At 62.0% G+C, this 7008-nt stretch carries 6 protein-coding genes; 4 read left to right on the forward strand and 2 right to left on the reverse strand.

Annotated features, from left to right (window positions below):
• The first annotated feature begins 78 nt into the window (after positions 1-78).
• The 4 genes from fliN to ACV4UY_RS13390 all read left to right on the forward strand — a co-directional run bounded on the left by fliN (position 79) and on the right by ACV4UY_RS13390 (position 3980).
• A complete protein-coding gene (gene fliN / locus ACV4UY_RS13375; protein WP_491608082.1) occupies positions 79-480 on the forward strand; it encodes a flagellar motor switch protein FliN in 402 nt (133 codons plus the stop codon).
• The gene (locus ACV4UY_RS13380) at positions 477-860 is read left to right on the forward strand and encodes a flagellar biosynthetic protein FliO (protein ID WP_491608083.1); all 384 of its coding nucleotides are present in this window, start codon (positions 477-479) and stop codon (positions 858-860) included. Before fliN ends, ACV4UY_RS13380 begins: the two co-directional genes overlap by 4 nt.
• Complete coding sequence (gene fliP, locus ACV4UY_RS13385) at positions 857-1636, forward strand: flagellar type III secretion system pore protein FliP (protein WP_491608084.1); 780 nt, start codon at positions 857-859, stop codon at positions 1634-1636. The genes ACV4UY_RS13380 and fliP overlap by 4 nt, the downstream gene beginning before the upstream one ends.
• A 463-nt stretch (positions 1637-2099) precedes the next feature.
• Positions 2100-3980, forward strand: a complete 1881-nt coding sequence (locus ACV4UY_RS13390) for a hypothetical protein (RefSeq protein WP_491608085.1) — start codon at positions 2100-2102, stop codon at positions 3978-3980.
• An 89-nt stretch (positions 3981-4069) separates the two neighbouring features.
• Here the strand turns inward: ACV4UY_RS13390 and ACV4UY_RS13395 are convergent, their stop codons facing one another.
• Complete coding sequence (locus tag ACV4UY_RS13395) at positions 4070-5326, reverse strand: TIGR04372 family glycosyltransferase (protein WP_491608086.1); 1257 nt, start codon at positions 5324-5326, stop codon at positions 4070-4072.
• Positions 5327-5414: 88 nt separating this feature from the next.
• Positions 5415-6692, reverse strand: coding sequence for a Vi polysaccharide biosynthesis UDP-N-acetylglucosamine C-6 dehydrogenase TviB (tviB, locus tag ACV4UY_RS13400; RefSeq protein ID WP_491608087.1), 1278 nt, complete (start codon positions 6690-6692; stop codon positions 5415-5417).
• Positions 6693-7008: the final 316 nt, after the last annotated feature.

Below are 7008 nucleotides of genomic sequence, written 5' to 3' on the forward strand. Positions count from 1 at the left end.
TACTCGATGGGGAGAGGCTCCCCTCGCCCTCCTTGACGTGGAAGGCTCTTCGAGTGCTTTGCGCCAAGAACACGGATCATGATTGCAGACGAGGTGGCTATGGACGATACGGGTGCGTTGTTGGATCCCAACATCCTCAAGGAGCTGGAGCTGGGTGGCGGCGGCGGTGGCGGCGGTGAGCGTGCCTCGTCGGGCTCGAGCAGCACGGTGGTCAATGAGAAGAACATGGAACTTCTCATGGATGTCTCTTTGGAGATCTCCGTGCGTCTTGGCCAGGTGAAGATGCAGATCCGCGATCTTTTGAAACTGAACAAGGGCTCCCTGATCGAGTTGGGCCGCGAGGCGGACGATCCGTTGGAGATCCATGTGAACAATCGCCTGCTGGCCTACGGCGAAGTGGTGATGATCAAGGATAAGCTCGGCATTCGCATCACCGACATCGTGTCGTTGAGCGAACGGCTGGAGAATCTGCGTCGATGAGACCGGCACTCGGTGCCATGTGGACCGGCGCGGCTGTCGCGTTGGTCTGGATCGGTGTCGGAATTTCGACGGTCTGGGCCGGAGAGGGGGCGGAACCGGTGGATCTGCTCGGCGAGGCGACCCGCGTGGCCGGATATCTGCTGCTGCTGGTCGCCCTGGGCGCCGTGGCCGTGCGGGTGGGGCGCAAGTATGTCCCGCAGATGGGCGGCACGGGTCCGATCCGGGTCGAGGATGGTCGCAATTTTTCTCCGGGTGTCGGGGTGCGTCTGGTGCGCGTCGGATCGCGCGCCTGGCTGCTCGGCGTCTCCCGCGATCGGGTGACGCTGCTGGCCGAGATGACGCCCGAGGAGCTTGTCAATCTGAAGGGGTCGCAACCGTGAAATCCAGGGCGCGCATTCTGGCGTTGGGTACGCTGCTGGTCGCGGCGGCAGGCGTGTTGGTCTGGCCGGGTCTGGTCGATGCGGCCTCCATCGCCCTGCCGGGGGTGAAACTCTCCACGGGTGACGCCGCGGGTCGGGCCGATCCGGATCAGGTCGGGGTGGGGCTTCAGATTCTGGGGTTCATGACCCTCTTTTCCCTGGCCCCGGCGCTGCTGATCATGGTGACCTCCTTCACCCGCGTGATCGTGGTCATGTCCTTCGTCCGCCAGGCCATGGGCCTGCAGGGACAACCTCCCAACCAGGTGCTCATCTCCCTGGCCCTGTTCATCACCTTTTTCGTGATGGGTCCGGTCTTCGACAAGGTGAATCAGGATGCCATCCAGCCCTACATGGCCAAGTCCATCGGCGAGGAGCAGGCGTTGGAGAGGGCCATCGCGCCGGTTCGCTCCTTCATGCTGCGTCAGACCCGGGCCAAGGATCTGGAGTTGTTCATGCGTCTGTCCGGGATCAAGCAGGCCCCGAGTCCGGCGGATACCCCGTTGCGCCTCATCGTGCCGGCCTTCATGATTTCGGAGTTGAAGACCGCCTTCCAGATCGGCTTCATGATCTATCTGCCCTTTCTGATCATCGACATGGTGGTGGCCAGCGTGGTCATGTCCATGGGCATGATGATGCTCCCGCCGCTGGTGATCTCCATGCCGGTGAAGCTCATTCTCTTCGTCCTGGTGGACGGGTGGGCGCTGGTGGTCGGTTCGCTGGTGCAATCGTTCAAGTGATGGTGCGCCGTCAAGCGTCCAAGTGGTTGCGTGCCGATGGAGTGGGGCGACCGGTCCGGTCGTGATGGGGGTGATGGATGCCGAATGAACAAGACCGCCGCGAGGCGGTTTTTTTCATGGAACGTTCCAAGGGAGGTTCACGGTCGGGGTGTGAGGGGTTCTCCATCCTGAAGGTCGGTTTTCGTTCACCATGCCGGTCGTCCCGGATGAATCGGCGCGCGGACAAACAAACGTTTGCGTGCATACTCGGGTGGTGGTAGCATGCGCCCCATTGTTGAAACAACTTTGGAGAGCGTTTCGCATGGCCAGCCTTACTCATCTTTACATGCATGGCAAGAAATGCACAACATTGCATGAAGATGTAATCGTTTTGATGACGATCTTCTTGTTCGTCCTGCTTGCTGGTGTGCCATTGGCTTGTGCGGCGGGCCTGTCCGACTCCAGTCCCAAAGGAAATATTCCTTTGTCCGGGCAACCGGAGAAAACCAACAACGATCCTTTCTTCATCCTGCACAACCGGCCCATGTCCGAAAACGGCGTGCTGATCCCCCGGCTCGAGGCCGACTCCCACAAACTCCCTCCGCTCTACATCGTCGAGCTGTCCCGCCGCCTTTGGCCCACCGACAAGTCCAAGGCCATGGAGTGGTTCGTGGTGGGCATGGCGCGCGCCGAATACGATGCCCTGCGCTGCCGGGACAAAAGCGCCCGTCAGGGGGTCGGACTGCTCCCGGCATTCGCCCATGAGGTGGCCTCCGGTTCCCGACAGAATCGCAAGGTCTTCAGCGAGGCCGGCAGACGCGCCTTGCAACGCGCGGATCTCTATGTGGATGAGATCTCCCCGATGTGGGTCTGCAAACAGGGGGCCGGTCTGATCGATGCGGCTCTCAACGACAAGAGAGTTTCGGAAGGCGAACTCATCCGATCCGCATCCGAATGGGCGCCGTTGCGTGAGGAGGTCAGCCAGAAGATCGAAAAACACCTGATGGAGCAGGAGAAACTCCCCGATGAACCACCGCCCGTCAGTCAGGATTCCTTGACCGCGGTGGTCGTCAAGGGGGAGGTGGATGCGCTCGCCAAACCGGACAAGGGGTTCGCGCACGACGGATTGCTCAAGATCGGCATCGAGTCGCGCAACATCCGTACCATCGACGGCCTGATCCAGCCGGACGGGAAGATCGTCGTGGCGATGCATCTGACGGACAAGAAGTTCCAGTCCACCATCGGTCTGGCCCGCATCCGACCTGACGGCAGCCTGGACGGGACGTTCGGAACGGGTGGGATCGTCTCCACGCGCATCGGCCCCACGGGCAGTCCGAAGGATGTCGGGGTGATGAACGATGGCGCCATCGTCGTGGCCAGTCCCGGATACCTCAGCCACGAAAAACAGGGCGTGGCCCTGGCCCGGCATCGGCCCGATGGTTCCCTGGACGAGGGGTTCGCGGAGCAGGGGGTGTTCATTCAGTCCACGGGGAGCGGATCCTTTCCGCACGCCCTGGCGATTCAGCCGGATGGCAAGATCCTCATCGGCGGAAGCCACCTGATCCAGGTGCAACGACCGGATCTGGGCGTGGGATTCTCCGCCAACAAGGGGCACTTCTTTTTGCTGCGCCTCACTGCGGCGGGATTGCCGGATCCGAGCTTCGGCGAGCAGGGCATGGTGGCCACCGATGTGGGCGGCAGTGCCGAAATCACCGGAGTCGCGGTTCAAGCCGATGGCAAGATCGTGGCCACCGGGATCCGAACCGATGAGAGCCATTCCGGGTTGGTGGTGGCCCGTTATGCCGCGGATGGCGCATTGGACAAGGGGTTTGGCAAGGCGGGTCTGGTGATTCGTCTCATGGAGAAGAAGCGGGTCTGCGATCGGCCAACGGTGTCGATCCTGCCCACGGGCGGCGTGCTGATCAGCGCCGCGATCCGTCCAACCCCCAATCAACTGCTCCTCATCCGTCTGCTGCCCGATGGCGGCGCGGATGGCGCCTTGGGAACCGACGGCACCCTGATGCTGTCCACCGGTCCTCTGCGTCCCCAGACACCGCCGGTGCTGCTGCCGGATGGCAAGGTGCTGGTGGCCGGGGATGTGGACCGTGAGCGCAAGGAGGGGCGGATTCCTGGCGGGCCGTCTTTCTACGCCATCGGCATCGCGCGCTTTTCCGCCGATGGCCGGCCTGACACCAGCCTGGGTCCCGAAGGGCGGCGGGTGGTCTCCGTCGGCGCGGTGACCGACCATGTGGCCAGGGTGATGGTGGAGAAGCGTGGACGGATCATCGTGGTGGGCAATTCGAGCAATCACGAGGATCCCCATGCCAGGGACACCCATCTGGTCGTGCTCGGGTTGCTTCCCTGACACCCCATTCGGGACGTTCCGTGACCATGGAGTTCCCGAAGGGCGGTCCATGGTCGGGGGGCGAGGGGGTTCTCCCCCCATCATGCAAGTTACAGCGATGTCTGCATCCGCTCCCGATGAAACGCCTCCAGACGTGCCGGAAGCCCCTCGACGCGCGGATGGAATCCCCAGGCGATACGCGGGAAATCGTGTCCCAGATAGCCCGGATGCATGCGGATGAACTCGTGACTCAGCCGACCCTTGAGCAGATAGCTGGCCACGAAGGGGTAGTGGGGATAGTGGTCCGGGGTGAGGGTGTGCTGACGCCACAGATGGGCTTTTTTCTGGATCTGCTTGACCCGCGCGTGGGAGAGTTCCGCCTCCTCGCGGAACGGATAGCGGTCGTTGAGCCGCGATTCCATCTCCCAGACCGCCGCGAAAATTTCGGTGGAGGCGTTCTCGATCACCTCGATCTCCGACTCCTGATAGAGATAGAGCCGGTTGAAGTCGAGGATCGGGCTCATCAGGATCTCCTCGTAGGTCAACATCCGTCCCAGCTGGTGCGAGTAATATTTCTTGGGGATCATCATGTCCCCCTCGTTCTCCTCCGAGGCGCAGGAGAGCGGGACGTTGGTGAGCAGTTGCGGCACGCCGAAGGCGCCGGCCAGGGTGTTCGGTCCGGAGAGCATGCCCAGATAGAAGTCGCTGCTGGCAATGAAGTAGGGGTCGAAGAACGGCTCGTAATCGGGATGGAAGGGGGCGTCGATCAAATGGTTCGGAAAGTCGCTCAAGGGGCGCATGGAGCGATCCCCGAGACGGACCACCCAGTAGCCGCGCTTGATCAGATAGATGAGGGCGTAAAAGAAGTTCTGGATGTCGGCGTTGCGGTAGCCGTGATAGGACATGTCGGCCTTGTGATCGAGATAGCCGGCCTCGCGCACATGGCAGGTGACGATCCGGGCATTGCGCGGCATGCCGAGTTTTTCGCGCAACCGCCACCCTTTTTCCACATCCTCCCGGCCCAAGGAGGCGAAATAGCTCCGGGGCTGGTCGTGAAAGCGGTTGAGGTATTCGATGTAGTTGGCCGCGGGATCCGGATCGACCCAGACGGCACGCGGATCCTCGGCCTTGGCCTGTTGGTGAATCGCGCGCGCCTCTTGTTCGCTGGCGACATGCTTGACCCGAACCCCTCGGCAGAGGATATCGATGACCGCCTGGTTGGCGGTGGGAATCTGGGTGTCGGGCAGCAGGATGGTCAGGTCGTATTCGCTCTCCGGATAGAGGTTGCGCGCCTTGGGAATGCGCATGGCGATTTCGCCGATCCGTCCGACCTGGAAAAAGGGATAGAAGGCCTGGGGTTTCGACATCGGGACACACTCCGATCAGCGGGCGGGGAGAGGGAATCGGGCCGGGAGATCGGGCGGGCAGCGGGGTGGCAGGGGATCCGAACGGTGCCTACAAACGCAGATCGGTCTGGTCCGCGTCAAAGAGGTATTTCAGATCATAGATCACATGTCCCGGCTTGCCGAAACCGCGAATCGTGGCGATGCCCATCTCCTGGAATTGACGGTGAGACACAGCAAGGATAATGCCATCGTAAGCGTGCGGTTCCGGATGGGCGATGGGCGCGATGCCGTATTCGTGATGCGCATCCACCTTCGAGACCCACGGATCGAACACCTCGACCTGGCACTGGTAATCGTGCAGCTCGCGCACGATGTCCACCACGCGGGTGTTGCGCAGATCGGGACAGTTCTCCTTGAAGGTCAGCCCCATGACCAGGATCCGCGCGCCGCTCACCTGGAGACGGCGTTTGGTCATGGCTTTCACGAACTGGGCCACCACATAACTGCCCATGCCGTCGTTCAGGCGCCGACCCGCCAGGATGATCTCCGGATGGTGGCCGACGCTTTGCGCCTTGTGGGTCAGATAATAGGGATCCACGCCGATGCAGTGTCCGCCCACCAGACCGGGCCGGAAGGGGAGGAAATTCCATTTGCTGCCTGCGGCCTGGAGCACGGCTTCGGTATCGATCTCCATTTTGTTGAAGAGGATCGCCAGTTCGTTGATCAGGGCGATGTTGACATCCCGTTGGGTGTTTTCGATCACCTTGGCCGCCTCGGCGACCCGGATGCACGAAGCCTTGTGGGTGCCGACCGCGATGATCTCGTTGTAGAGAGCATCGACCAGATCGGCGCAGGCGGGGGTGGATCCGGAGGTCACCTTGCGGATGTTGGTGACGCGATGGGCGTGATCGCCGGGATTGATGCGCTCGGGCGAGTAGCCGGCGAAGAAATCGACGTTGAAGCGCAATCCGGAGAATTTTTCCAGGATGGGCACGCAATCCTCTTCGGTGCAGCCGGGATAGACGGTCGATTCGTAGATGACCAGATCACCGGGTTTGAGCACCCGGCCCACGGTTTCGCTGGCCTTGATCAAAGGGGTGAGATCGGGACGCTTGTGGTCGTCGATCGGGGTGGGCACGGTGATGATGAAGCCGTTGCAGGCGGCAAGCGCCCCGGTTTCCGTGGTAAAGGTCAGATGTTTGGCGGCCAGCAGATCGTCGCGGGTGGTTTCGAGGGTGCTGTCGTGGCCGGCCCGCAGTTCGTGGATGCGCGCCGGATTGATGTCGAACCCGACCACCGGGCGCTTTTTGCCGAACTCCACGGCCAGGGGCAGTCCCACATAACCGAGACCGATGATCGCCAGTTTGATCCCTTCGAGGCTCTGCATGGTGTGATCCGAAGCTGCGTGGTTGAAGATGCGTTGGCGGTCCGGGTCAACCCGTGTCCTGGATCCCGGTGGAACGCATCGGACGGGGCTCCACGAAGGGGGAGGGGGACGTTCTCCAACAGGCCCAGATTGGAATCATGCCTTTTGCCATGGCGTGGTGTCAAGCGTCGGGAGCGGGGTGCGCGGTTCGGTGTCCGCATGGGCTGGGGGATGCGGGCGCTTGCCGCCACGGGGTTCGTCTCTCTCGCACTGGGACGGATCTTCTGTGTTGGTTCAGCGGGACATGGAGTTTTAGATTATTTCCGTTAGCTACATT

The sequence above is a fragment of the Candidatus Magnetaquiglobus sp. genome, assembly GCF_058402785.1.

Coding starts and splice junctions, on each gene's coding strand:
- fliN (WP_491608082.1), top strand. CDS start 79: ATGATTGCAGACGAGGTGGCTATGGACGATACGGGTGCGTTGTTGGAT.
- ACV4UY_RS13380 (WP_491608083.1), top strand. CDS start 477: ATGAGACCGGCACTCGGTGCCATGTGGACCGGCGCGGCTGTCGCGTTG.
- ACV4UY_RS13395 (WP_491608086.1), bottom strand. CDS start 5,326: ATGTCGAAACCCCAGGCCTTCTATCCCTTTTTCCAGGTCGGACGGATC.
- tviB (WP_491608087.1), bottom strand. CDS start 6,692: ATGCAGAGCCTCGAAGGGATCAAACTGGCGATCATCGGTCTCGGTTAT.